The sequence below is a fragment of the Methylophilus sp. genome, assembly GCF_052437885.1.
Classification (GTDB): domain Bacteria; phylum Pseudomonadota; class Gammaproteobacteria; order Burkholderiales; family Methylophilaceae; genus Methylophilus.
The window spans coordinates 111,930-133,698 of the sequence record NZ_JBQVPB010000008.1 but is presented as its reverse complement, the minus strand read 5'-3'; the positions used below and the strand labels follow the sequence as shown (position 1 = coordinate 133,698).

The window sequence follows — 21,769 nt, the reverse complement described above, 5'->3', positions numbered from 1 at the left end:
CCGCAAGTCTTCCCGGCCAGGCAAAATCTGTCACTAAAAACAAAAAAGCAGTCCGTAAGGACTGCTTTTTAGACTGCTGACTCTCTGCTGTTGACCAGCCCGGGGCGGCCAACAGATCAAATCAGACAGAGATTAGTTAGCTGGAGTTTCTGCAGCAGGTGCAGCTTCTTCAGTTGCCGCTGGAGCAGCTTCTTCAGTAGCAGCAGGTGCTTCAGCAGCCGGAGCAGCATCAGCAGGTGCAGCTTCTTCAACCACTGGCGCGTCAGAAGCAGGAGCAGCTTCTTCAGATTTCTTGCCCAGCAGTGAGAATACCAGTACTGCAGCAACTGCAGCGATGATCCATGGCAGCAACTTGTTGCCACCTTTAGCTGAAGTACCAGCACCGTGAGCGATCTTGGTGATCTCTGAAGCAGCAGCAGCTGGGTCAGCAGCACCGTAGATAGCAGCACCAGCAACAACGATGTCAGCACCAGCGTCAACTACTTGCTTGGTTGTAGCAGCTTTAACACCACCAGCAACAGATACTTTAGCGCCTGTTTTCAAGCCAGATACCAGGCCCAGGTCAGCAAAAGGAGTATGACCAGCAGCTTGTTGATCCAAGCCAGTGTGTACACCAATGATGTGCGCGCCCAATTTAACTACTTCTAATGTGCGTGCTTTTTTGTCTTTTACGTTGATCAGGTCAACTTGAGCTTCTTTACCGTATTTGTTAGCAGCATCGACCACACCTTTGATCGTACCAACATCTGCAGTACCCAGCACAGTAACGATATCCGCACCGGCTTTGTAGAATGGCTCAGCTTCGTAGAAGCCGGCATCCATGGTTTTCAGGTCAACCAAAATCTTGTTGTTAGGGAATTTAGTACGCAATGCTTTCAACAGTTCGATACCGTTATGCTTGATACAAGGTGTACCAATTTCCAGGATATCAACGTGTGGCGCCACTTTGGCGGCCAAAGCGATTGTTGCGTCAAAATCCAATGAGTCTAATGCCATCTGGGTTTGTGCCATTTTTCTTCCTCCGAGTTTGCTCTATTTTAAATCCAATGAACTTTTGCGCAGCAATGATGCAAACGCAACCCTCACTGCACATTATGTACAATAGCGTGCATCATAACCGCATTTCAAACAAAATGACAATATTGCGTCATCTTTTTTTACGTCGCTAAAGAATCATTTCAGCGATGTTAGCCGTGCAATTGCTGCACATACTTTGCTTTTAGCGACATCAGGCCCCTAAAAGACCTGTTAGCGCCTGTATCAATGCCTGGTTTTGCGCGTCATTACCGATGGTGATGCGCAAAAAGTCGTCTATCCTGGCCGGTTTTTTGAAATGCCGCACTATCACCGCCTGTTCGCGCAAGCCCGCTGCCAGTTGTTCACCTGTGTACCGCGCATGGCGGGCAAAGATGAAATTGGCACCTGATGGCAACACTTCAAAGCCCAGTGCCTGCAAATCGCTGACCAGCTGCTCGCGCGCGTCTATCACCTGCTGCCGGGTCTGCTGGAAATAAGCCTCATCCTGCAAAGCCGCGATCGCGCCTGCTTCGGCAAAGCGGTCTATCGGGTAGGAGTTAAAACTGTCTTTGACGCGGATCAGCGCTTCGATCAAGCCGGCGTCTCCCACCGCGTAACCTATACGCAACCCGGCCAGCGAACGTGATTTGGAATAAGTGTGTGTCACCAACACGTTAGGATAGCGGTTGACCAGGGCGACAGCTGACTCGGTGCCAAAATCCACATATGCCTCATCAATCACGACAACCGAGTCTTTATTGGCTTGCAGCAATCGCTCAATCTCGGCCAGCGCTAACGGGATACCTGTAGGCGCATTGGGATTGGGGAAAATAATGCCGCCATTGGGGCGCAGATAGTCATCTATGGCAATTTCAAACTGCGCATTCAGCGGCACGGTTTCATATTGGATACCATACAAGCCACAATAGACTGGATAAAAACTATAGGTGATATCTGGAAACAGCAAGGGCAGCTCATGTTTCAGTAATGCCTGGAAGATATGCGCCAGCACTTCATCTGAGCCATTGCCCACAAATATCTGGTTTGTTTGCAAACCGTGATATTCGGCGATGGCGGCTTTCATGCGGCTGGAATCCGGGTCAGGATACAGACGCAGACTATCGGCCGCTTCTGCCTGCAAAGCCGCGATCACCCTGGGGCTGGGCCCGTACGGGTTTTCGTTGGTGTTCAGTTTAATCAGGTTTTGAATCTTGGGCTGCTCGCCTGGCACATAAGGCGTCAGGGCATGCACGATCGCACTCCAGAATTTACTCATCTGCCTGCCCTATTTCAAACGGTATTCGGCGCTGCGTGCGTGCGCCTGCAAGCCTTCGCCATAAGCGAGCGTAGCCGCGATCTTGCCCAGCGTTTGCGCACCGGCGCTAGAGACCATGATCAGGCTAGACCGCTTCTGGAAGTCATACACACCCAATGGCGAGCTGAAGCGCGCTGTGCGTGATGTCGGCAATACGTGATTCGGCCCGGCACAGTAATCACCCAGGGCTTCGCAGGTATCGCGGCCCATAAAGATGGCACCGGCGTGCTTGATCTTCTTGCTGAAATCCAGGGCGCCGTCCATGGATAATTCCAGGTGTTCCGGCGCAATAAAGTTACAGATCTCGGCCGCTTCTTCCAGGTCTTTTACCTGTATCAGTGCGCCTCGGTTCTCCAGAGAGGTACGAATGATCTCCTGTCTGGGCATTTCCGTGACCTGGCGTTCTATACTGGCTTGCACCTGGTCGAGAAACTCGGCGCTGGGTGACAACAAGATCGCCTGCGCCAGTTCATCGTGCTCGGCCTGGCTAAACAGATCCATGGCGGTCCAGTCCGGGTTGCTCTGGCCATCACTGATGACCAGGATCTCGGACGGGCCTGCCACCATATCTATGCCGACCACACCGAAGACACGGCGTTTGGCCGCAGCCACATAAGCGTTGCCCGGGCCTACGATCTTATCCACCTGCGGCACAGTCTCGGTACCATAAGCCAGCGCGCCTACCGCTTGCGCACCTCCGATACAGAACACGCGCGTCACACCGCACACCGCAGCGGCAGCCAGCACCAATGGGTTCTTCTCGCCATTGGGCGTAGGCACGACCATGATCAGCTCTTGCACACCTGCCACTTTGGCCGGGATAGCATTCATCAGGACTGAAGAAGGATAAGCAGCTTTACCACCCGGCACATACAAACCTACGCGATCCAGCGAGGTGACCTGCTGACCGAGCAAGGTGCCGTCGGCCTCGGTATATTGCCAGGACTGCATGACCTGTTTTTCATGATAGCTGCGCACCCGGTCAGCCGCCGCCTGCAAGGCCTCGCGCTGGGCTGCTGGCAGGCTGCTTAACGCTGCCTGCAATTCAGCTTGCGGGATCTCCAGCTGTGCCAGGCTGCTGGCACTGGTTTTATCAAAGCGGTTGGTGTATTCCAGCACTGCGGCGTCACCACGGGCTTTTACGTCCTTGAGGATATTGGCGACCACCTGGTCTATGTCATCGTCCTGTGCGGTCTCAAACGCCAGCAAGGCTTTCAGTTCGCGCTCAAAATCTGCAGTTTGGGTGCTTAAACGTTTAATCTTCATATCTTTATACTGTGATTAGTCTTTCTGGATAGCTTCAGCAAAACTGTCAATGATAGGCTGCAAAGCGGGACGATTGACCTTGAACGAGGCCTGGTTCACCACCAGGCGCGAGCTGATAGCCCCTATCTCTTCCACCGCCTTGAGTTTATTGGCGCGCAAGGTGCCGCCGGTACTGACCAGATCGACGATCGCATCGGCCAGCCCCACCAGCGGGCCCAGCTCCATAGAGCCATATAATTTGATCAGGTCTACGTGCATGCCTTTGGCGGCAAAATGTTCACGCGCAGTTTTCACATATTTGGTGACGACCTTTAAACGTGCGCCCTGACGGATGCTGGCTTCGTAATCAAAATCTTCGCGCACTGCGACCATCATCTTGCAGCGGGCGATATTCAGATCCAGTGGCTGGTACAGGCCTTCGCCGCCATGCTCATCCAGCACATCCTTGCCGGCGATGCCGATATCGGCCGCGCCATATTGCACATAGGTAGGCACATCGGTGGCTCGCACTATGATCAGGCGCACATCGTCACGGTTGGTGGGCAGTATCAGTTTGCGTGAAGATTCGGGGTCTTCCAGCGAGCGTATACCTGCCGCTGCCAGCAGCGGTGTGGTTTCCTCGAAAATGCGCCCTTTGCTGAGTGCGATAGTAATCATCGTTGGTTTAACCTAGGTTTTCTTTTAATTTGGGTATTATTTTAATTTGGGTATCGTTCAATTTGACCTGCGTACTTTGGCGCCCAATTGATTGAGCTTTTCTTCCAGCCGCTCATAGCCTCTGTCCAGATGATAAATACGGTCTATCACTGTTTCGCCTTCGGCCACCAGCCCGGCCAGTACCAGCCCGGCTGATGCACGCAGATCTGTCGCCATGACGTTGGCGCCTTCCAGTGCCGGCACGCCTTTGACAAAAGCGGTATTACCCTGGATCTCGATATTGGCACCCATGCGCTGCAGTTCTTGCACATGCATAAAGCGGTTTTCAAAAATGGTTTCTACTACTGTAGAGACACCTTCTGCCATGGTATTCATCGCCATGAACTGCGCCTGCATATCAGTAGGAAAAGCCGGGTGCGGGGCGGTACGGATATTGACTGCCTTCAACTGACCATTGCTTTTAACAGTAATACTGTTGCTATCGGTGCTGATCTCAACACCCGCTTCGCGCAGCTTCTCGATCACTGCTTCCAGCAGGTCGGCACGCGCATTCTTCAACGTCACCTCGCCACCAGTCATGGCGGCAGCCACCATATAGGTTCCGGCTTCGATCCGGTCACACACGATATGGTGTTGGGCGCCGCTCAGGCGCTCTACGCCTTCAATGGTGATGGTATCAGTGCCAGCACCAGTGATCCTGGCGCCCATTTTATTCAGGCACTCGGCCAGGTCCACCACTTCAGGCTCTTTGGCTGCATTTTCCAGCACGGTGGTGCCTTGTGCCAGCGCAGCCGCCATCATCAGGTTCTCAGTGCCGGTAACGGTCACCATATCCATATAATAGGTAGCGCCTTGCAAGCGGCGATCAGGCAAATGCAAGGTACTGGCCTGGATGTAACCATGCGTGATATGCATGGCAGCACCCATGGCCTGCAGGCCCTTGATATGCAGATCTACCGGGCGCGAACCTATGGCACAGCCACCGGGCAACGACACGCGTGCAGTACCAAAGCGCGCCAGCAAAGGGCCCAGCACCAGGATAGACGCACGCATGGTCTTCACCATTTCGTAGGTCGCTTCAAATGAAGCCACATCACTGGCGTCCAGACTGACCTGGTCACCGGTCTTGCTGACTTTCACGCCCATGGTGTCCAGCAGTGTGAGTGTAGAAGCCACGTCACGCAACTCCGGCACCCCGGTCAATACCAGCGGCGTCTCCGCCAGCAGGCCTGCACACAGGATAGGCAAGGCGGCATTCTTGGCGCCGGACACAATCACTTCGCCGTGCAAGGGCACGCCCCCCTCAATAATCAGTTTGTCCAAGATTTATGCTTCCGACAACAGGGTTTGCAGCTCGCCGCTCTGGTACATGCTACGCATGATGTCAGCACCGCCGATAAACTCGCCTTTGACATACAGCTGCGGAATAGTTGGCCAGTTGGCGTACTGCTTGATGCCTTCACGGATATCCATATCCTGCAACACGTCTACTGCGACAAACTCAGCGCCGCAGGCGTCGAGTATCTGTGTCGCCACATTTGAAAAGCCACATTGCGGAAACTTGGGGCTTCCTTTCATATACAGCACCACTTTGTTGCCGGTGACTGTTTCTTTGATCTTTGCTTGTGCGTCCATGTTTATCTCCAATCGATTCTATTTACTCGCAGCGGGCAGCATTCATGCCTGCTGCATCTGTTGCCATTGCGCAGGGGTGTAGGTTTGCATGGCCAGCGCGTGGATCTCGGCGCGCATGCGGTCACCCAGGGCGGCATAGACCAGTTGATGCTGCTGCACCATACGTTTACCTTCAAATAAAGGGCTGACCACCACCGCATCAAAATGCGTGCCGTCATCCCCATTCACTTTAATATAGTCGCATTCCAAACCACTGAGGATATACGACTGCAATTGAGCTGCTGTTAACACAAGGCCTCACTTTTATTTCAATATCAGCGCAAAAAGGGCTAGCGGTTTAGCTAGGCCCCGGCCGCACTAACTACGTAATTTATAACCGGATTTTAACATCTTTAGGCATAGCCACGCTAATGCCAATAGAAACACGCCTACCACACTGACACTCAGCCACGGCGAGACATCCCCCTGGCCAAAGAATCCATACCTGAACCCGTCTATCATGTAGAAGAACGGATTGAGCTGCGACACCGCCTGCCAGAATGGCGGCAGCGAGTGGATGGAGTAAAACACGCCGGATAAAAACGTCAGCGGCATGATGACAAAATTCTGGAAAGCCGCCATCTGGTCGAACTTGTCAGCCCAGATCCCGGCAATCACGCCAAACGTGCCCAGCAGCGCACTCCCCAGCAGGGCAAAGGTAATGATCCATAAGGGATGCACGGTGGGCACATCGACAAAACACAAGGCCACCAGATAGATGCTCAGCCCGACCATCAGGCCGCGTATCATGGAAGCGGCCAGAAAAGCCACAAAAAATTCCAGGTAGGTCAGCGGTGTCAGCATCAAAAAGATGATATTGCCCATCACCTTGGACTGGATCAGACTGGAAGAACTATTGGCAAACGCATTTTGCAGCAAGGACATCATCATCAGACCAGGCACCAGAAATGCAGTGTAACTGACCTGCTCATAGACTTTGACATGCGACTCCAGCACATGCGAAAAGATCAGCAGATACAGCAATGCGGTCAGAATTGGTGAGGCGATGGTCTGAAACGCCACCCGCCAGAACCTTAACAGCTCTTTTTTAAACAGCGTGTACATACCGCGGTAGCGCGGGCTGATATGGTCATCCAGCCAGTAAAAGGGATTCAGCCATTTGAGTAGCGATTTCATGATATTTGCCCGCCGTGACTACCGACCAGATTGAGAAACACGTCTTCCAGATCCACCTCTTGCAACTGGATATCCAGCACGGTGACTTCTGCCTGGCGCAACGCCGACAGGATCATTTCAATGCGGCCGATATCAGGCAAATTAAAAATCACTTCTTCGCCCTGTTGCTGTTTGATCAACGGTTGCAGCTGCGCGGGCACTGCACCTTCCAGGCGCAGGCATAACTGCTTGGCTGCATGGCTGTGCAAAAGCTGTTTGGTGCTGTCCAGGGCCACGATACGCCCCTGCTTCATCATGGCGACCCGTTCGCACAAGGTTTCAGCCTCTTCCAGGTAATGAGTGGTCAGGATAATGGTATGGCCTTGCTGATTGAGTTTCTGGATAAAACCCCACAGCATCTGGCGCAACTCGACATCGACCCCGGCGGTAGGCTCATCGAGCACGATCACCGGCGGCTTGTGTGCCAGCGCCTGCGCGATCAGCGCACGCCGTTTCATGCCGCCTGACAACTGGCGCATATTGGTATGCGCTTTGTCAGTCAGCCCCAGGCCCTCTATCACTTCATCCACCCAGTCATCATTTTCCGGCCCACAGCCAAAATAGCCGGCCTGAAAACGCATCATTTCACGCACGTTAAAAAACGGGTCAAATACCAGCTCCTGCGGCACGACACCTAAAGCCATGCGCGCCTGCTGATAATCCGACTGCACATCATGACCCATGATACGGATATGCCCGCTGGTCGGCTGTAACAGACCAGACAGCAGATTGATCAATGTCGATTTACCGGCGCCATTGGGCCCGAGCAAGGCAAAGAATTCGCCCGCCTGTATGGTCAGGTCTATCCCTCTCAATGCTTCAAACGCACCAAAATGCTTGGTAATACCCTGAATTTCAACGGCTGCCACCACGGTGTTGCCTTTCCCTATCCTAAAAAAACGAAACCCCACCTCTGTCCAGAGCTGGGGTTTTCTGACTCATGTGTCTGCTTAATTCAGCAAGAAACTATCCACACCATATAACTGCATCAAGCTACGCAGATTGTCAGGCACCCCCACCACCGAGATAGACCCGGCCTGGGCGTGCTCATGATGAAACTGCCGCTGTATTTCAAATATCAGACTCACAGCCACCGTATCCACTTCTTCCACTTTGCTGAAATCCAGTGTCAATGGCGGGTCCAGGCGTAAAGTTTGCAACTGGGCTAAAGCGTCGCTGATATTGTTGATCAGCAGATCGCCACTAAAGCTCAATGTATTTTCCTGTTGCGTGATAGTTGCCACGATGACCCTTAAAGAATGATTATTTACCAGTTGCGGCTTTGTTTTTTTCAGCCAGCTTTTTATTCAGGCTGTCCAAACCGTTCTGGCGGATCTCTTGTGCAAACTGGCTACGGTAGTTGGTGACCAGGCTGACACTTTCAATCACGATATCGAATACTTTCCAGTCTTCGCCTTTTTTGCCCAACGTGTAGTCAACCGAGATAGGCTCACCACCTGATTGCTGGATCGCGGTCTTCACTGTTGCCGTTTCGGCGCCAGCTTCAAGACGGAAAGGCTTGTACTCGATAGACTGGTTCTTATACTTGGACAACGCCGTGGCATAAGTGCGCAACAGCAGCGTCTTGAACTCAGCCTGGAAAGCAGTTTGTTGCTCAGGCGTCGCTTTGGTCCAGTTCTTACCCAGCACTAAACGTGATACTTTTTCAAAGTCAAAGTTTGGCAGGATCTTTTCTTCAGCCAATGCAAAGATCTTTTGCTGGTTACCGGCCTGAATATCTTTATCAGACTTGATGACATCAATCACATCATCGGCAGTTTTCTTCACCAGCTGATCCGGTGCCAAACCTGCGAATGCCACATTACTTACCAGCCATATGGCACAAGCCATCCACCATTTTTTCATCGAATTCCCTTTATTAACCGTTTAATTACTTACCAATTTTGTCCAATGGACTGGCATCTAACGCATCAGCACCAGTTTCGGTTGATGTCGCGGCGGTTTTTGCCGGTTTATCATCACCTTCAGTCGCTTTGCTATATAAAAACTGGCTGATCAATTTCTCGAGCACAACCGCATCTTGTGTCTGCATGATTTTGTCGCCATTTTTCAAGCTGGTCTCGTCGCCACCAGCTTCAAGACCCAGATATTGCTCACCTAACAGACCTGCCGTATAGATATTAGCGAAGGTATCTTTAGGAAAGCTGTAACGTTTGTCGATATTCAGACTCACGACCGCCTCATAAGTTTTCGGATCAAAGTTGATCGCTTCGACCCGGCCTACGACTACACCAGCGCTTTTAATTGGTGCACGTGGTTTAAGACCACCGATATTCTCAAAGTTCGCGGTGACGGTATAAGTTTCACCGATATTGGTGGTGGTCAGGTTGCCGACCTTCATGGCCAGGCCCAGTAATGCAGCAAAACCCAGCGCCACAAAAATACCTACCCATAAATCAATTGTTGTTCTTTCCATTGCTACTCCTCGAATATTCTTTATTTAGCCGAGCATGAACGCGGTTAACATAAAATCCAGTGCCAATACTGCCAGTGACGACGTCACTACTGTGCGTGTGGTTGCCCGGCTGACGCCTTCTGCAGTCGGTGGTGCATCGTAGCCTTCAAACAAGGCGATCATGGTACACGCGATACCGAACACCACGCTTTTGAATACGCCATTCAGGATGTCGTACTCCCAATCTACATTCGCCTGCATCTGCGACCAGAAAGCCCCGGCATCCACGCCTATCAGCGGCACGGCCACCATATAACCACCCAGGATACCCATCATGGTGAACAGGGTCGCCAGCACAGGCATGGCGATCACACCGGCCCAGAATCTTGGCGCGATCACGCGCGAGATAGGGCTGACCGCCATCATTTCCATGGCAGAAAGCTGCTCGGTGGCTTTCATCAAGCCGATCTCAGCAGTGATCGCAGTGCCGGCACGGCCGGCAAACAGTAAGGCAGTCACCACCGGGCCAAGTTCACGCACCAGCGCCAGCGCCACCAGCACGCCTATGGCTTCTGAAGAACCATAGCGCTGCAAGGTGTGGTAACCCTGCAAAGCCAATACCATGCCGACAAAGAATGCCGACACCAGAATAATGATCAGTGACAGCACGCCGGTGAAATACACTTCGCGTACTGTCAGCCTGAAGCGGCGGAAACTCTCGCCGGAAGAGACCAGCGTCAGGCCGAACAAGCGGGCACCGGCGCCAAACCGCCACATCTTATTAATAAAACCAGCGCCAAGATTCTTGAGCAGGCGTTCTAGTTTACGCATCAACGTGCCCCTCTCAACAAACTGGCATGATACTCGGGCGCCGCATAATGGAAAGGCACCGGGCCATCTTTTTCACCATGCACGAACTGGTGCACGAAAGGCAATTCAGAGTTGCGCAAATCATCAGGCGTGCCTTCGGCTGCGACTACGCCATTGGCGACAAAATACACATAATCCGCAAACTGGAAGGTTTCTTCCACGTCGTGCGTGACGATGATAGAGGTAGCCCCCAGCGCATCGTTCAGGCTGCGGATCAGATCACAGATCACCGCCATCGAGATCGGGTCCAGCCCGGCAAAGGGCTCGTCATACATGATGATGCTCGGGTCCAGCGCGATCGCCCTGGCCAGCGCCACACGCCGTGCCATACCGCCTGAAAGCTCGGTCGGCTTCAAGGCATGCGCACCGCGCAAACCAACGGCATTCAGCTTCATCAATACCAGGTCACGAATCATGCTTTCCGGCAGATCGGTATGCTCACGGATAGGGAAAGCGACGTTTTCAAACACGGACAGATCGGTGAACAGGGCACCGTGCTGAAACAGCATGCCCATTTTTCTGCGCAGCCGGTAGATGCCCTCGCGGTCTTGTTTGTGCACCACCTCGCCACTCACCAGCACTTCACCTTTGGTAGGCTTGAGCTGTCCGCCTATCAGGCGTAACAAGGTGGTTTTACCACTGCCACTACCGCCCATAATCGCTACGACCTTACCTTTTTGAAAGGTCATATTGATGCCGTGATGCAACAATTTACCTTTGTAGCCAAAGGAAAGATCTTTAATTTCTACGATTGATTGGGCCATGTGGTTGGTTTCGTTTGCAAGCGGCTCTCATTCTAAATCAGAATGCGTTTAGAATTATGTATGTATAACGCATAAAAGAAAAAGCCCGTAAAACAGGCTTTTTGCGCTTTATATGTGTTGTATTCTACACTAAAAACTCATGCAGACTAAGTACGGCGAAGCTGCCAGTGGCGCGGCCTCGCCAGTCCCCTGTGTGCCGCTGACCAATATACGCATCGCGCCGCCATTGCCTGCTCCATCATCCAGCATGGTGTCTAGCTGAGTGGCATATCTGCCTAAAATACCATCGGAGCACAGGACATGCGCGCTATTAAAAGTCGCGGCGGGCACCGCGCCTAATGCCACGGCACTAGTGACCCCCAGCCGGCCGCCTTCGCTGTTTCGTGGGATGTACTGTGTGCTTTTTATATCCGTCGCACCACTGGCCAAACCCGCCAGCCGCAAATGCTGCCACAGCAGGAAAGACTCATCTGTAGCCGTATCCGAATTCCAGGCGCCTTGTATCAAGCCGTCTTGCTGCTGACCAGTGCTAGTGGCGTTGTTACCGCCTAGATGTGCCAAAGCAGCGTGATCATCGCCAGGCAGCACGCGGAAGCGGTCCTGGTAGGCATAAAAATATGCGGGGATATTCCTGAAATCGCTGGCCAGACTTTTCACTTTGGCATTCGCGATCAGTTCCTGCCCGCGCATCACGCCTGCCAGCAACAACCCTGCGATCACCAGCACGATCGCTAACTCGATCAGACTAAACCCTTGTTGCCTGTTCATATCGCATCCTCCCTTATGTTTAGAAGCACCCTGCCGGCCTTGGTCATGTTCGATCCGGCATCAGCGATATTAACATTTATTAACAAAAGTAAATATCAGTCTGCGGCGAGTGCTTAACGATAGGGAGATGCATACAAGTAAATGGGCAGGCGTTATTCACGCCTGCCCATCAGAAGATGACCTATCAAGTCACTTAGCGAGTATTACAAAGTACCGTAGGAGTGCAATCCGCTAAGGAACATATTCACGCCCAGGAAGGCAAAGGTGGTGACCAGCAGGCCAACCAGCGCCCACCAGGCCAGCATGGTGCCACGCAAGCCTTTCATCAGGCGCAGGTGCAACCAGGCGGCATAGTTCAACCAGACGATCAATGCCCAGGTCTCTTTCGGGTCCCATGACCAGTAACCGCCCCAAGCCTCCGCCGCCCACATCGCGCCCAGAATGGTAGCGATGGTAAAGAACGCAAAGCCGACGGCGATCGCTTTGTACATCAAATCGTCCAGCACATGCAATGCTGGCAAGCGGCTTGCCAGAACGCCTTTCCTCGCCAGCAGATAAGCGCCGGCGACCATGGCCGCCAGAGAGAAGGCGCCATAGCCGATAAAATTGGCCGGTACGTGTATCTTCATCCAGTAACTTTGCAATGCAGGCACCAGTGGCTGGATCTCATTGGCATGTCGCACATAGGTATACCAGAGGATGAAACCTACAGCTGCGTTGATCACTATCAGCACAAAGCCGCCCAACTGACGGGTTTTGAACAGCTGCTCGTAATGCAGGTACAGCAGCGCGGTGATCAGGCAAAACAGAATAAACACTTCGTACAAGTTGCTGATAGGGATATGGCCTATGTCCGGCGCTATCAGATATGACTCATACCAGCGCACCATCAGCCCGACAAAACCGAACAAGGTAGCTGACCAGGTTAAGGCAGAAGCCACTTTTGCCGTAAAGTCCGATTTCTGGAACAGCGCCAGCCAGTAGGTCAGCATGGCCAGTACAAACAGCACATTCATCCACATTACCGCTAACTGGCTGGAAAGGAAGAATCTCAGAAAGAAATTCTTATCTCCATTAGCGAGTTGCCCCTGATAGAAATAAACGCCTAACAGGCTCAGTACCGCCACGCCCAGCACCAGCCTGGCGATCGCCGGCCAGCGCCAGCCCAGGTAGCTGAATACGCCCACCGCACCAAACAGAAAGCTGACTTCGTAGATATCCATATACCCAGCATAACGCTGGTAGGAAAAAATGCCGCCAGCCAGCAGCAGCACTGCATACAACCAGTCATAGGCAGACAGTGACTGCCAAAAGGACGTTGGTTTGGTCCATGTTGGTGATGTACTCATTGAATTTCCCCTCTAGCTATTCACAGGCGCTGATGTCACCTGTGTTTGCAACAGCCCGGTAAGCTGCTGTTGCATGTGGACAAAGTCCTGGTCCAGATCCATGTTCTTGCGGTTAGACGACATCGCCAGCAAAACTTCCTGCTGTGTGGGTTTGAGTAATAACCACACCCGTCGTTCCCTGATATAAAACATGGAAAAAATACCCAATACCAGCATCACCGACCCCAGGTAAACCCAGTTTTGCCCGGGCGAGCGCGTCAGCTGGAAGCCGCTGGCCTGTTTAAGCGTGTAATCCTTCAACTGAAAATAATATGGCGTGCCATAGAAAAACAGGTCATTCATGGCATTCAGGCTGTCCTGGATAAATATGGCCGTCGCCTGGTCTGCCTCGGCTGGCGCCAGATTGCGTTGTGCCCGGCTGATCTGGTAAGCCTGCAGCGCAGCCGTGTTTAACAGTTTCAGGTAGGTTTGCGCCGCCTGCTCGCGCTGGTCTTTAGGCACGGCATTTTCAATGATCTTGGAAAGCTCGCTATAGCCGCCACGTTTAAAGGTCAATAACAACTGCTGCAAGCTTTGCTCAAACTGCACTTTCAGCTGCGCATTGCCGCTAGGCATCTGCCTGGCTACCTGGCTGGCAATCTCACGGATAGCCGCATCGTCACGCATGGTCTGGCGCAAGGCCATAAAGCCGGTGATCTCCAGCTCGTCATCTGCCGGCACCCGCAAATACTTGAATTCTTCCTGCACTGTCTCGCGCATGCCGGAGACAAAATAGGCACGGCCATCCAGCTGCAACGGCTGCATGTAATTGACATATTCACGCGCCTGGCCGCTGGCATTGCGCAATTTCAGTGTGGTATTCGGCCCGACATTGTGCGGCTTGCCTTTGCCGTCTTTAGACAGATTCAGGATATTGAACTGACGGAACTCGTTGAACTCCACGCTCAGCTTTTGCGCCCCTTCGCCCAGTGCGCCCTTCTGCAGGATCACGCCATCCACATCAAAACTGTCCTGCTTGGTCGCCGCCAGGTTCCATAACTTGAATTTGAGTTGTGAGCCGCCATCCTGAAAGTCGGATTGATAGATGGCGACCCCCTTGTGGATATAGGGATGATTGACGCGTATGGTGGTTTCTATCGGCTTGGGCAAGTCGGGATCGGTAATGATGATATCGCTCTCGAACGATTTCGGCATCCCGGTCGGGTAATGTTCGATACGGAAATCCTTGAGCCCCACCGTGAACGGCAAGTCCTGCACCAGATAACCATCGCGCACGCGCACAAAAGCCACATTGTCACGTTCGCCTTCCGGCAAGGTCATATTGGCGCGGAAGGAAAGATTATTCACGCCCAGGCGGCTTTCTTCAGGCACTTTGCGCGTGGCGATATCGCGGGTCTCTATCTTCTTCAAGCCCAGCAGCTCTTGCACTTTCAACGGCAAATTGCCATCCAGCAAGCCGCCAAAGCAAATCACCACGATAGCCGCATGTGTGAAAATATACCCCAGGCGCTGATGGGTCCCCAGGCGGGCGGCAATCAACACATCGCCGTTGTCCTGCTGTTTGGTTTTAAAACGATAGCGCTCAGCTGTTAAAAACTCGCTCAGGCGGGATTGCGTTTCAGCCGCATTCTGGCTGGTTGCCAGGCTGGTTTGGTGGCTGAACAGGCGCAGGGATTTCTCGGTGGCGTTTTCCTTGTAGGCACGCCACTCTTTGAGCATCAGCGGCGTATTGCGCAAAACACACAGCGTGGTCGAAATGACCAGGAATAACAGGATCAGCAGAAACCAGGCGGCATGATAGACATCGAGCAGGCCCAGCATTTCAAACATCTCAAACCAGAACTGGCCGAACTTGATGATGTAGTTCTGGTAAGGCTCGTTCTGCTTGAGCACAGTACCAATGATAGCGGCCACGCCGAGCAGGGTCAGCAGGCTCACGGCAAAGCGCATGGAACTCATGAGTTCGTAGACACGCTGGGATAAAGGAACGGGCGCTTTCAATATGTTCTCTTCAAATCTGGCTTAGGTGATGGTCAGGGCAGTAGGCCACGGCTAACGTGGTCAACGTTGCATGCGCAGTTGTGGACGACATGGGCAATAAAAGCTTGCATGGTTTTACCCCGGGCGGGCTGAGAAAGATCACTGAGTGTGCCTGCATGCTGCAAAAACCACACTTAGCAAAAAAGGTGGCCGTGGCCACCTTTCTCAGTGTTGCTCAGCTTAACGCAGACCCTGGATATAATCTGCAACCGCCTGCATTTCAGCATCGCTCATTTTGGCGGCGATGGTCGCCATCATTGGTGCATTGGCACGCTCACCGGTGCGGAAAGTACGCAACTGCTGAACAGTGTAATCGGTATGCTGGCCGGCCAGACGAGGGAACTGTTTAGGCAAACCGGCACCGGTCACGCCATGACAGGCCGCACAGGCTGGTGTTTTAGTCGCCGCGATACCGCCACGATAAATCTTTTCACCCAGAGAACCCTTGCCGTTTTCTTTGGCTTTTGCCAGTTTGATACTTTGGCTGGAAAAGTATTTGGCGACCCCTTCCATATCTTCCTGGCTCAAAGCACTTGCCATACCACTCATCACCGCGTTAGCACGTGTACCATCTTTAAAGTTGGTCAATTGCTTGAGCAAGTACTCAGGATGCTGGCCAGCCAGTTTCGGGTTAGCCGTGATCACACTGTTACCATCCGCGCCATGACAGGCCGCACATACATTCTGTACCACTTTGTCTGGACTATTCACCGCAGGCGCTGCTTCGGTAGTAGCAGCCTCCTCGGCAAATGCAGGCTGAATGCCCGTTACCAGCAGTACGAACAACCCTGCTTTAAAACTCTTCAACATAATTCAATGCCCCAACATTTTATTTGGCGCCATTTTATCAAACAAACCCTGTTCGTGATAGCATTCACAGCTGAATAGTCCATAAAACCTTGAGGCAACTCAACCCCACCATGCCAGTTTTCCAAAACGCCCGCTTTCATATCTCGGCACATCATTTACGCGACCTGCCGCCTGCCAGCGGTATCGAAGTCGCCTTTGCCGGACGTTCCAATGCCGGGAAATCCAGCGCGCTCAACACCCTGGCCAACCATAATCGCCTGGCATTCGTCAGTAAACAGCCCGGCCGCACGCAGCTGATCAACTTTTTCACCCTGGGGGATGACAAGCACCTGGTCGACTTGCCCGGTTATGGCTATGCCAAAGTGCCGGAAGCCATGCGCAACCACTGGCAAAACGTGCTGTCGCGCTATTTAAGTGAACGCCGAAGCCTGGCAGGACTGGTGCTGGTGATGGATAGCCGCCATCCGCTCACACCGCTGGATAAACAGATGCTGGACTGGTTCTGTCCCACCGGCAAGCCGGTGCATGTGCTGCTGACCAAGAGCGATAAATTATCGCGTGGCGAATCCACCATCACCCTGAATAAAGTCCGCAAAGAACTACAAGAGACCTGGGGCGACGAGATCAGCGTGCAATTGTTTTCCAGCCTGAAAAAACAGGGCGTGGATGAAGCCGAAAAAGTACTTGGTGAATGGTTTTTAACCGCGGACACAGACCCGGCAGCAGCACAACCTCTACCTGACTAAAAGCGGCAGCTCGCTGCAGCTGCCATCGCTTTACCCTATACGCTTAAACACCAGATCCCACACGCCATGGCCGAGCTTGAGGCCACGATTCTCAAACTTGGTCAGCGGCCGGTAAGCTGGTTTCTCGGCATAATCCACCGCCGTATTCTGCAACTGCGGCTCAGCACGCAACACTTCCAGCACCCACTCGGCATACTCCTGCCAGTCAGTCGCCACATGAATGTAAGCGCCCGCTTTCAGTTTTGCACAAAGCAGCTGCACAAACTCGGCTTGTATCAGACGGCGCTTGTGATGGCGTTTTTTATGCCACGGATCGGGGAAGAAAATATGCACGCCATCCAGAGAAGCGTCAGCCAGCATATTCTGTAAAACTTCAACCGCGTCGTGCTGCAAGATGCGGATATTGGAAATATCGCCTTCCTGCATCAGCTTGAGCAAACCGCCCACACCTGGGGTATGCACTTCAACCGCCAGAAAATCACTTGCCGGCAAAGTCTGTGCGATCTTGGCAGTAGCATCGCCCATGCCAAACCCGATCTCGAGGATTTTCGGGCTGTCAGCACGTCCAAAAGTCTGTACCAGGTCTAAGGCCTGCTCGGCATATTCAATACCGAACTGCGGCCAGCCAGTTTGCAGGGCGCGCTCCTGCCCTTTGGTCAACCGCCCCTGGCGCAAGACGAAACTGCGGATGCGGCGTTGGTAAGGGGCTTCGGAGGATTCGGATGTTTGATCGATTTCAGTCATGGGGCGCATTATACTTTAGAGCTTGAATTTCATTCACATTTGAGAGGGCAGAAGGTCTCTTTTGTAGAGGATTGTTTTAGCCAGGTAGCGCGTTTTACTTCAGTTGAGTGAGATAAGTAGCGTTGTTTTTCGCCCCTCGGCGAGTTACTTTTCTTTGCTTGCCCAAAGAAAACGTAACCAAAAGAAATGCACCCTAGCTTCCGCTTATCTCCTGCGTTGCTCATCAAAATAAGCGGTCACGAAACTCGCCCTAGCGGCCTGCACACCCCGCAGGCCACCGCGGAGCTCAGACAGTCGCTCCCTTCCTCCTTATTTTGACTCCGCTACTCGGCGCGTCAGATAGGGGCCCGTTAAAACCACCACGTTTAGATGGTGGTGAAGATCAAGCTTCACTGGGCACTTAGTACCCCTCTTAACTTCCAAAACTAAACCCAACCCACCAGTTCTTTGGGTTGGTGGGTTGGGTTGGTTTCGTTTCGTTTCGTTTTTTGCTTTGGTTTACTTCACTGGTTGCGCGGGAATAAAAGCGGCGAGTCTCAGCTTACGTGAGAGCGTGTGGTTTTAACGGGCCCCTATCTGACGCGCCGAGTAGCGCAGTCAGCGTGGGAGGGGTCGGCCAGCGTCTGTTCGAGTTCCGCAACAAGCCACGGTGTGTGTGGCTTGTCAGGGCGAGTTTCGTTGGACGCCCACGTTGACGAGCAACGCAGGAAACAAGCGGAAGCTAGGGTGCCCTTTCTTTTGGTTACTTATTCTTTGGGCAAGCAAAGAAAAGTAACTCGCCGAGGGGCGAAAAACAACGGTAAAACAGAGCAAAAACCATCCAAAGAAATACCTACTAGAACTCTCATAGATAGTGCAGTACTTGCACTCTACAGAAACAAAGCTATGCATGTACCTTGCCTGGATTCTCCCTTGCAGGGCGCGTTGGCTTCTGCATAAGCCAACCGTTTCGCAGGCTCTGAGCATGCCCAGAGAAACCCCTACTACACCCTACGCCAGAATGACGGGCTGTTGAAGTAAGCAACCGCTTCCCATATAACTAACCTACTGACTAGTGCAAAAGCATGCACTGAAAACAGCCATCACAGCTGATGCCGCTTATCCCCCCGCAAAAACCCCACCAACGGCAATTCCACCCCCATGGTCAACGCCAACACCTTAAACAACTCCCCCATCTCCGCCGGAGAAAGCAACTTTTGCACTGCCGCCACCATGGGCAAATAGCGCCCGCTGTCCTCAGGTGAGATGTCTTCCAGCATCTGCAAAATGCCGCAATTGATCAAAAACTGCGCCTGCGAGGTATACCCGGCGCAACTTGCCCCGTGTGCGAGCGCCGTTTCTGCCATGGCGGTGAAATCGACATGGGCAGTGATGTCCTGCAAGCCAGGGTAGATAAAAGGATCATCATGCGCATAATGCTGGAAATGGCACATCAGTGTGCCCTGGCTACGTTGCGGGTGATAATACTCACGCGCTGAAAAACCGTAATCGAGCATCAGGATCAGGCCTTGCTGCAACATGGCTGTCAGGCTGGCGATCAGGCCCTGCCCGGCGGGGGAGATTTCGGTGAGGTAGTTTTCCGGCAACTGGCTGCTAGCTATATGTGCTGTCAGCGCGCTGTCTTGCAGCGGCCTATCCTGCCAGGCGAACCCCTGATCATAGGCCACGCCGCGTTCCAGCCATAGTCCGTTTTGCCAGTGGATCAACTGCACCGCGATCGCATCCAGCACCTCATTGCCCAGCACGACGCCGGTAAAGGTGTCGGGGAGAGTCTCCAGCCATTGCACGCGGGAGAATACCGCTGGCGGCAATGTGGCTTGCAGGTGCTGCTGCTGCCGCTCACGCAAGTTGGCACTCACATCGAGGATATAGTAGCGGTCAGGCAATTGCCCAGACTCATTAAGTTGTTGCAACACGCCGCTCGCCAGTTTGCCGGTGCCGGCGCCCAGTTCCAGCACATCGCCGCCGGTCTGGCTCAGCACCTGATGCACCTGGTTGGCCAGCGCGCGTGGAAACAACGGCGAGATCTCCGGTGCTGTGACAAAATCACCGTTATGGCCGAACTTATTGGCGTCACCGCTGTAATAGCCCAGGTGCGGGGTGTACAGTGCGTTCTGCATGTAATCTGCAAATGAGATCCAGCCACCTTGTTGCTGTATCTGCTGCCGCAGATGCGCGATCATAGCCTGGCTATGCTGTTGCGCCGAGGCATCTAGTGCAGGTAATCGTGAAGAAATGGTTTGCGCAGTCATCCAGCTATTATAATGTGACCAGTCCAGAATAAAGAGTGCAACGTGAATTCCAATCCCGCAGCCCAGCAAGTCGCCATGCAAGCAACCAAGGTAGTTTTAATTACCGGGGGAGCCAAACGTGTGGGCGCTGCCATTGCGCGCGAATTGCATCGCCATGGTGCCAGCATCATGCTGCATTATCACACCAGCGCGGCCCAGGCTCAGGCGCTGCAGGCCGAACTGAATGCCGAACGGCCTGGCAGTGTGGCTATCCGGCAGGCCAACCTGCTGGACACCGCCGACTTGCCATTACTGGTGGCTGCGACCTTGCAACAGTTCGGGCGACTGGACGCGCTGGTGAATAATGCTTCCAGCTACTATCCGACCAGGCTGGGGTCTATCAAACCTGAGCACTGGGAAGACCTGATGGGCAGCAACCTGAAAGCGCCGTTGTTCCTCAGTCAGGCGGCGGCCGATGCGCTGCAGGCCAGTGAGGGCTGCATAGTCAATATCACCGATATGCATATAGAGCGGCCGAAAAAACATTACATTATTTATAGTGCGGCGAAAGCCGGGCTGGTCAGCCTGACCAAATCACTGGCACAGGAGCTCGCCCCCAGAGTGCGGGTCAACGCGGTGGCACCGGGGCCGGTGTTGTGGCCGGATGACAATCAGGAGTTTGATGAAGCCTATCGCCAGCAGGTCATTAACCAGACCCTGCTCAAACGCACGGGTGAACCGGCGGATATTGCCAAAGCGGTGAAGTTTCTGATCGAGGACGCGCCGTTTGTGACCGGGCATGTGCTGGCTGTGGACGGTGGCCGCCACCTGAGCATTTAAGCCAGCTCGCACAGCAGCCGGCTGCCACCAGCGGCCTTGTCATCAAGCTTAGGCGGCACTCGGGCAGGCAGACTTAAATCAACTAGGATAATCAAAGACTTAGCGTGACTTTAGATCGCTTTCCGCTATAATGCGCGCCTATGAAGACCAAACACTACCCAGACGATGTTAGCCAAAACTTCCTGAAACTGCGCAATCAGTTGATCAGCGCAACGGGCAAAGCCATCGGCGATTACAACATGATAGAAGAAGGCGATACCGTGCTGGTGTGCATGAGCGGCGGTAAAGACAGCCATGCCATGCTGATGATTTTGCTGGCCTTGCAAGAGCGCGCGCCTATCAATTTTAAATTGATCGCGATGAACCTGGACCAGAAGCAGCCAGGCTTTCCTGCCGATGTGCTGCCACGCTACCTGGAGCAACTGGGCGTGGAATACCGCATTGTCGAGGCGGATACCTATTCCATCGTCAAAGAAAAGATCCCCGAAGGCAAGACCACTTGCAGCCTGTGTTCTCGCCTGCGTCGCGGCATCATCTACACCACGGCACAGCAGCTGGGGGCGACCAAGATCGCGCTTGGCCACCACCGGGATGACATCGTGCAGACCCTGTTCCTGAACATGTTTTATGGCGCCAAGATGAAAGCCATGCCACCCAAGCTGGCCACCAACCGCGGCGAGTTCATGGTCATACGCCCGCTGGCGTATTGTGCCGAGAAAGACATTGCGGCGTATGCACGCGCCATGCAGTTCCCTATCATTCCGTGCGACTTATGTGGCGGCCAGGAAAACCTGCAACGGCAAAAAATCAAGGATATGCTCAACAACTGGGAACGCGAACAACCAGGGCGTATCAACAATATCTTCCGCGCCATAGGCAACGTAGAGCCTTCGCATCTGGCTGACTTTGACCTGTATGACTTCAAGCACCTGAGCCAGGCCAAGGAAGAAGATGAAGACCCCATGTTCGATCATGAAAAATTCGCGCCTGGCGACATGGCGCTGACTATCGCCTCGCAGGATGACAAACGCATAGAGTTTGCGCGCAAACCTTTCCCGGTTTCAGTGGCGACGGAAGAATAAATAA

Annotated in this window: 23 protein-coding genes; 3 read left to right on the top strand and 20 right to left on the bottom strand. The window is 53.2% G+C overall.

Features of this window, described 5'->3' with window-relative positions:
- Nucleotides 1-132: 132 nt before the first annotated feature.
- The 18 genes from hxlA to ACT6RZ_RS10000 all read right to left on the bottom strand — a co-directional run bounded on the left by hxlA (nt 133) and on the right by ACT6RZ_RS10000 (nt 16,122).
- A complete protein-coding gene (gene hxlA / locus ACT6RZ_RS10085) occupies nt 133-1,011 on the bottom strand; it encodes a 3-hexulose-6-phosphate synthase (protein ID WP_444701985.1) in 879 nt (292 codons plus the stop codon).
- Between the two features lie 217 nt (nt 1,012-1,228).
- Nucleotides 1,229-2,293 carry a histidinol-phosphate transaminase gene (hisC, locus tag ACT6RZ_RS10080; protein WP_444701984.1) on the bottom strand — a complete coding sequence of 355 codons (1,065 nt, stop codon included), beginning with the start codon at nt 2,291-2,293 and terminating at the stop codon, nt 1,229-1,231.
- 9 nt (nt 2,294-2,302) lie between these two features.
- Entirely contained in the window at nt 2,303-3,598 is a 1,296-nt protein-coding gene (hisD, locus tag ACT6RZ_RS10075) for a histidinol dehydrogenase (RefSeq protein WP_444701983.1), read from the bottom strand.
- Nucleotides 3,599-3,613: 15 nt separating this feature from the next.
- Nucleotides 3,614-4,255: an ATP phosphoribosyltransferase gene (gene hisG, locus ACT6RZ_RS10070; protein WP_379057043.1), complete on the bottom strand. Its 642-nt coding sequence runs from the start codon at nt 4,253-4,255 to the stop codon at nt 3,614-3,616.
- A gap of 57 nt (nt 4,256-4,312) precedes the next feature.
- Complete coding sequence (murA, locus tag ACT6RZ_RS10065) at nt 4,313-5,578, bottom strand: UDP-N-acetylglucosamine 1-carboxyvinyltransferase (RefSeq protein WP_444701982.1); 1,266 nt, start codon at nt 5,576-5,578, stop codon at nt 4,313-4,315.
- A gap of 3 nt (nt 5,579-5,581) precedes the next feature.
- Nucleotides 5,582-5,890 (bottom strand): Grx4 family monothiol glutaredoxin, encoded by a 309-nt coding sequence (grxD, locus tag ACT6RZ_RS10060; RefSeq protein WP_444701981.1) that lies wholly within the window; start codon nt 5,888-5,890, stop codon nt 5,582-5,584.
- Between the two features lie 42 nt (nt 5,891-5,932).
- Nucleotides 5,933-6,181 (bottom strand): BolA family protein, encoded by a 249-nt coding sequence (locus ACT6RZ_RS10055; RefSeq protein WP_325238450.1) that lies wholly within the window; start codon nt 6,179-6,181, stop codon nt 5,933-5,935.
- A gap of 66 nt (nt 6,182-6,247) precedes the next feature.
- Nucleotides 6,248-6,994, bottom strand: coding sequence for an ABC transporter permease (locus ACT6RZ_RS10050; RefSeq protein WP_444702006.1), 747 nt, complete (start codon nt 6,992-6,994; stop codon nt 6,248-6,250).
- Nucleotides 6,995-7,062: 68 nt separating this feature from the next.
- Nucleotides 7,063-7,977 (bottom strand): ABC transporter ATP-binding protein, encoded by a 915-nt coding sequence (locus ACT6RZ_RS10045; protein ID WP_444701980.1) that lies wholly within the window; start codon nt 7,975-7,977, stop codon nt 7,063-7,065.
- 78 nt (nt 7,978-8,055) lie between these two features.
- Nucleotides 8,056-8,349 carry an STAS domain-containing protein gene (locus ACT6RZ_RS10040; protein ID WP_444701979.1) on the bottom strand — a complete coding sequence of 98 codons (294 nt, stop codon included), beginning with the start codon at nt 8,347-8,349 and terminating at the stop codon, nt 8,056-8,058.
- Nucleotides 8,350-8,368: 19 nt separating this feature from the next.
- A complete protein-coding gene (locus tag ACT6RZ_RS10035) occupies nt 8,369-8,971 on the bottom strand; it encodes an MlaC/ttg2D family ABC transporter substrate-binding protein (protein WP_444701978.1) in 603 nt (200 codons plus the stop codon).
- A gap of 25 nt (nt 8,972-8,996) precedes the next feature.
- Nucleotides 8,997-9,542 carry an outer membrane lipid asymmetry maintenance protein MlaD gene (mlaD, locus tag ACT6RZ_RS10030; RefSeq protein ID WP_444701977.1) on the bottom strand — a complete coding sequence of 182 codons (546 nt, stop codon included), beginning with the start codon at nt 9,540-9,542 and terminating at the stop codon, nt 8,997-8,999.
- A gap of 24 nt (nt 9,543-9,566) precedes the next feature.
- On the bottom strand, nt 9,567-10,352 hold the full coding sequence (gene mlaE, locus ACT6RZ_RS10025) for a lipid asymmetry maintenance ABC transporter permease subunit MlaE (RefSeq protein WP_444701976.1): 786 nt from the start codon (nt 10,350-10,352) through the stop codon (nt 9,567-9,569).
- A complete protein-coding gene (locus tag ACT6RZ_RS10020) occupies nt 10,352-11,155 on the bottom strand; it encodes an ABC transporter ATP-binding protein (RefSeq protein WP_444701975.1) in 804 nt (267 codons plus the stop codon). The genes mlaE and ACT6RZ_RS10020 overlap by 1 nt, the downstream gene beginning before the upstream one ends.
- Nucleotides 11,156-11,284: 129 nt before the next feature.
- The gene (locus tag ACT6RZ_RS10015) at nt 11,285-11,923 is read right to left on the bottom strand and encodes a type II secretion system protein (protein ID WP_444701974.1); all 639 of its coding nucleotides are present in this window, start codon (nt 11,921-11,923) and stop codon (nt 11,285-11,287) included.
- 203 nt (nt 11,924-12,126) lie between these two features.
- On the bottom strand, nt 12,127-13,272 hold the full coding sequence (gene ccsB / locus ACT6RZ_RS10010; RefSeq protein WP_444701973.1) for a c-type cytochrome biogenesis protein CcsB: 1,146 nt from the start codon (nt 13,270-13,272) through the stop codon (nt 12,127-12,129).
- Between the two features lie 12 nt (nt 13,273-13,284).
- Complete coding sequence (locus tag ACT6RZ_RS10005) at nt 13,285-15,222, bottom strand: cytochrome c biogenesis protein ResB (protein ID WP_444702005.1); 1,938 nt, start codon at nt 15,220-15,222, stop codon at nt 13,285-13,287.
- 270 nt (nt 15,223-15,492) lie between these two features.
- The gene (locus tag ACT6RZ_RS10000; RefSeq protein ID WP_444701972.1) at nt 15,493-16,122 is read right to left on the bottom strand and encodes a c-type cytochrome; all 630 of its coding nucleotides are present in this window, start codon (nt 16,120-16,122) and stop codon (nt 15,493-15,495) included.
- Between the two features lie 110 nt (nt 16,123-16,232).
- Between ACT6RZ_RS10000 and yihA the strand changes: the two genes are divergently transcribed.
- Entirely contained in the window at nt 16,233-16,868 is a 636-nt protein-coding gene (yihA, locus tag ACT6RZ_RS09995; protein WP_444701971.1) for a ribosome biogenesis GTP-binding protein YihA/YsxC, read from the top strand.
- Between the two features lie 30 nt (nt 16,869-16,898).
- Here yihA and trmB read toward each other — a convergent pair whose 3' ends face one another.
- Both trmB and ACT6RZ_RS09985 read right to left on the bottom strand, forming a co-directional pair.
- Nucleotides 16,899-17,612 carry a tRNA (guanosine(46)-N7)-methyltransferase TrmB gene (gene trmB / locus ACT6RZ_RS09990; RefSeq protein ID WP_444701970.1) on the bottom strand — a complete coding sequence of 238 codons (714 nt, stop codon included), beginning with the start codon at nt 17,610-17,612 and terminating at the stop codon, nt 16,899-16,901.
- Nucleotides 17,613-18,694: 1,082 nt separating this feature from the next.
- Nucleotides 18,695-19,864, bottom strand: coding sequence for a class I SAM-dependent methyltransferase (locus tag ACT6RZ_RS09985; RefSeq protein ID WP_444701969.1), 1,170 nt, complete (start codon nt 19,862-19,864; stop codon nt 18,695-18,697).
- A 75-nt stretch (nt 19,865-19,939) separates the two neighbouring features.
- Here ACT6RZ_RS09985 and ACT6RZ_RS09980 point away from each other — a divergent pair, with 75 nt between their 5' ends.
- Both ACT6RZ_RS09980 and ttcA read left to right on the top strand, forming a co-directional pair.
- Entirely contained in the window at nt 19,940-20,683 is a 744-nt protein-coding gene (locus ACT6RZ_RS09980; protein ID WP_444702004.1) for a pteridine reductase, read from the top strand.
- Nucleotides 20,684-20,823: 140 nt separating this feature from the next.
- Nucleotides 20,824-21,765, top strand: a complete 942-nt coding sequence (ttcA, locus tag ACT6RZ_RS09975) for a tRNA 2-thiocytidine(32) synthetase TtcA (protein WP_444701968.1) — start codon at nt 20,824-20,826, stop codon at nt 21,763-21,765.
- Nucleotides 21,766-21,769: the final 4 nt, after the last annotated feature.

What these genes read in the sequence shown, in the direction of transcription:
- hxlA (WP_444701985.1), bottom strand. Translation starts at nt 1,011, where the DNA reads ATGGCACAAACCCAGATGGCATTAGACTCATTGGATTTTGACGCAACA.
- hisC (WP_444701984.1), bottom strand. Translation starts at nt 2,293, where the DNA reads ATGAGTAAATTCTGGAGTGCGATCGTGCATGCCCTGACGCCTTATGTG.
- hisD (WP_444701983.1), bottom strand. Translation starts at nt 3,598, where the DNA reads ATGAAGATTAAACGTTTAAGCACCCAAACTGCAGATTTTGAGCGCGAA.
- hisG (WP_379057043.1), bottom strand. Translation starts at nt 4,255, where the DNA reads ATGATTACTATCGCACTCAGCAAAGGGCGCATTTTCGAGGAAACCACA.
- grxD (WP_444701981.1), bottom strand. Translation starts at nt 5,890, where the DNA reads ATGGACGCACAAGCAAAGATCAAAGAAACAGTCACCGGCAACAAAGTG.
- ACT6RZ_RS10050 (WP_444702006.1), bottom strand. Translation starts at nt 6,994, where the DNA reads ATGTACACGCTGTTTAAAAAAGAGCTGTTAAGGTTCTGGCGGGTGGCG.
- ACT6RZ_RS10035 (WP_444701978.1), bottom strand. Translation starts at nt 8,971, where the DNA reads ATGAAAAAATGGTGGATGGCTTGTGCCATATGGCTGGTAAGTAATGTG.
- mlaD (WP_444701977.1), bottom strand. Translation starts at nt 9,542, where the DNA reads ATGGAAAGAACAACAATTGATTTATGGGTAGGTATTTTTGTGGCGCTG.
- mlaE (WP_444701976.1), bottom strand. Translation starts at nt 10,352, where the DNA reads ATGCGTAAACTAGAACGCCTGCTCAAGAATCTTGGCGCTGGTTTTATT.
- ACT6RZ_RS10020 (WP_444701975.1), bottom strand. Translation starts at nt 11,155, where the DNA reads ATGGCCCAATCAATCGTAGAAATTAAAGATCTTTCCTTTGGCTACAAA.
- ACT6RZ_RS10015 (WP_444701974.1), bottom strand. Translation starts at nt 11,923, where the DNA reads ATGAACAGGCAACAAGGGTTTAGTCTGATCGAGTTAGCGATCGTGCTG.
- ccsB (WP_444701973.1), bottom strand. Translation starts at nt 13,272, where the DNA reads ATGAGTACATCACCAACATGGACCAAACCAACGTCCTTTTGGCAGTCA.
- ACT6RZ_RS10005 (WP_444702005.1), bottom strand. Translation starts at nt 15,222, where the DNA reads ATGCGCTTTGCCGTGAGCCTGCTGACCCTGCTCGGCGTGGCCGCTATC.
- ACT6RZ_RS10000 (WP_444701972.1), bottom strand. Translation starts at nt 16,122, where the DNA reads ATGTTGAAGAGTTTTAAAGCAGGGTTGTTCGTACTGCTGGTAACGGGC.
- yihA (WP_444701971.1), top strand. Translation starts at nt 16,233, where the DNA reads ATGCCAGTTTTCCAAAACGCCCGCTTTCATATCTCGGCACATCATTTA.
- trmB (WP_444701970.1), bottom strand. Translation starts at nt 17,612, where the DNA reads ATGACTGAAATCGATCAAACATCCGAATCCTCCGAAGCCCCTTACCAA.
- ACT6RZ_RS09985 (WP_444701969.1), bottom strand. Translation starts at nt 19,864, where the DNA reads ATGACTGCGCAAACCATTTCTTCACGATTACCTGCACTAGATGCCTCG.
- ACT6RZ_RS09980 (WP_444702004.1), top strand. Translation starts at nt 19,940, where the DNA reads ATGCAAGCAACCAAGGTAGTTTTAATTACCGGGGGAGCCAAACGTGTG.
- ttcA (WP_444701968.1), top strand. Translation starts at nt 20,824, where the DNA reads ATGAAGACCAAACACTACCCAGACGATGTTAGCCAAAACTTCCTGAAA.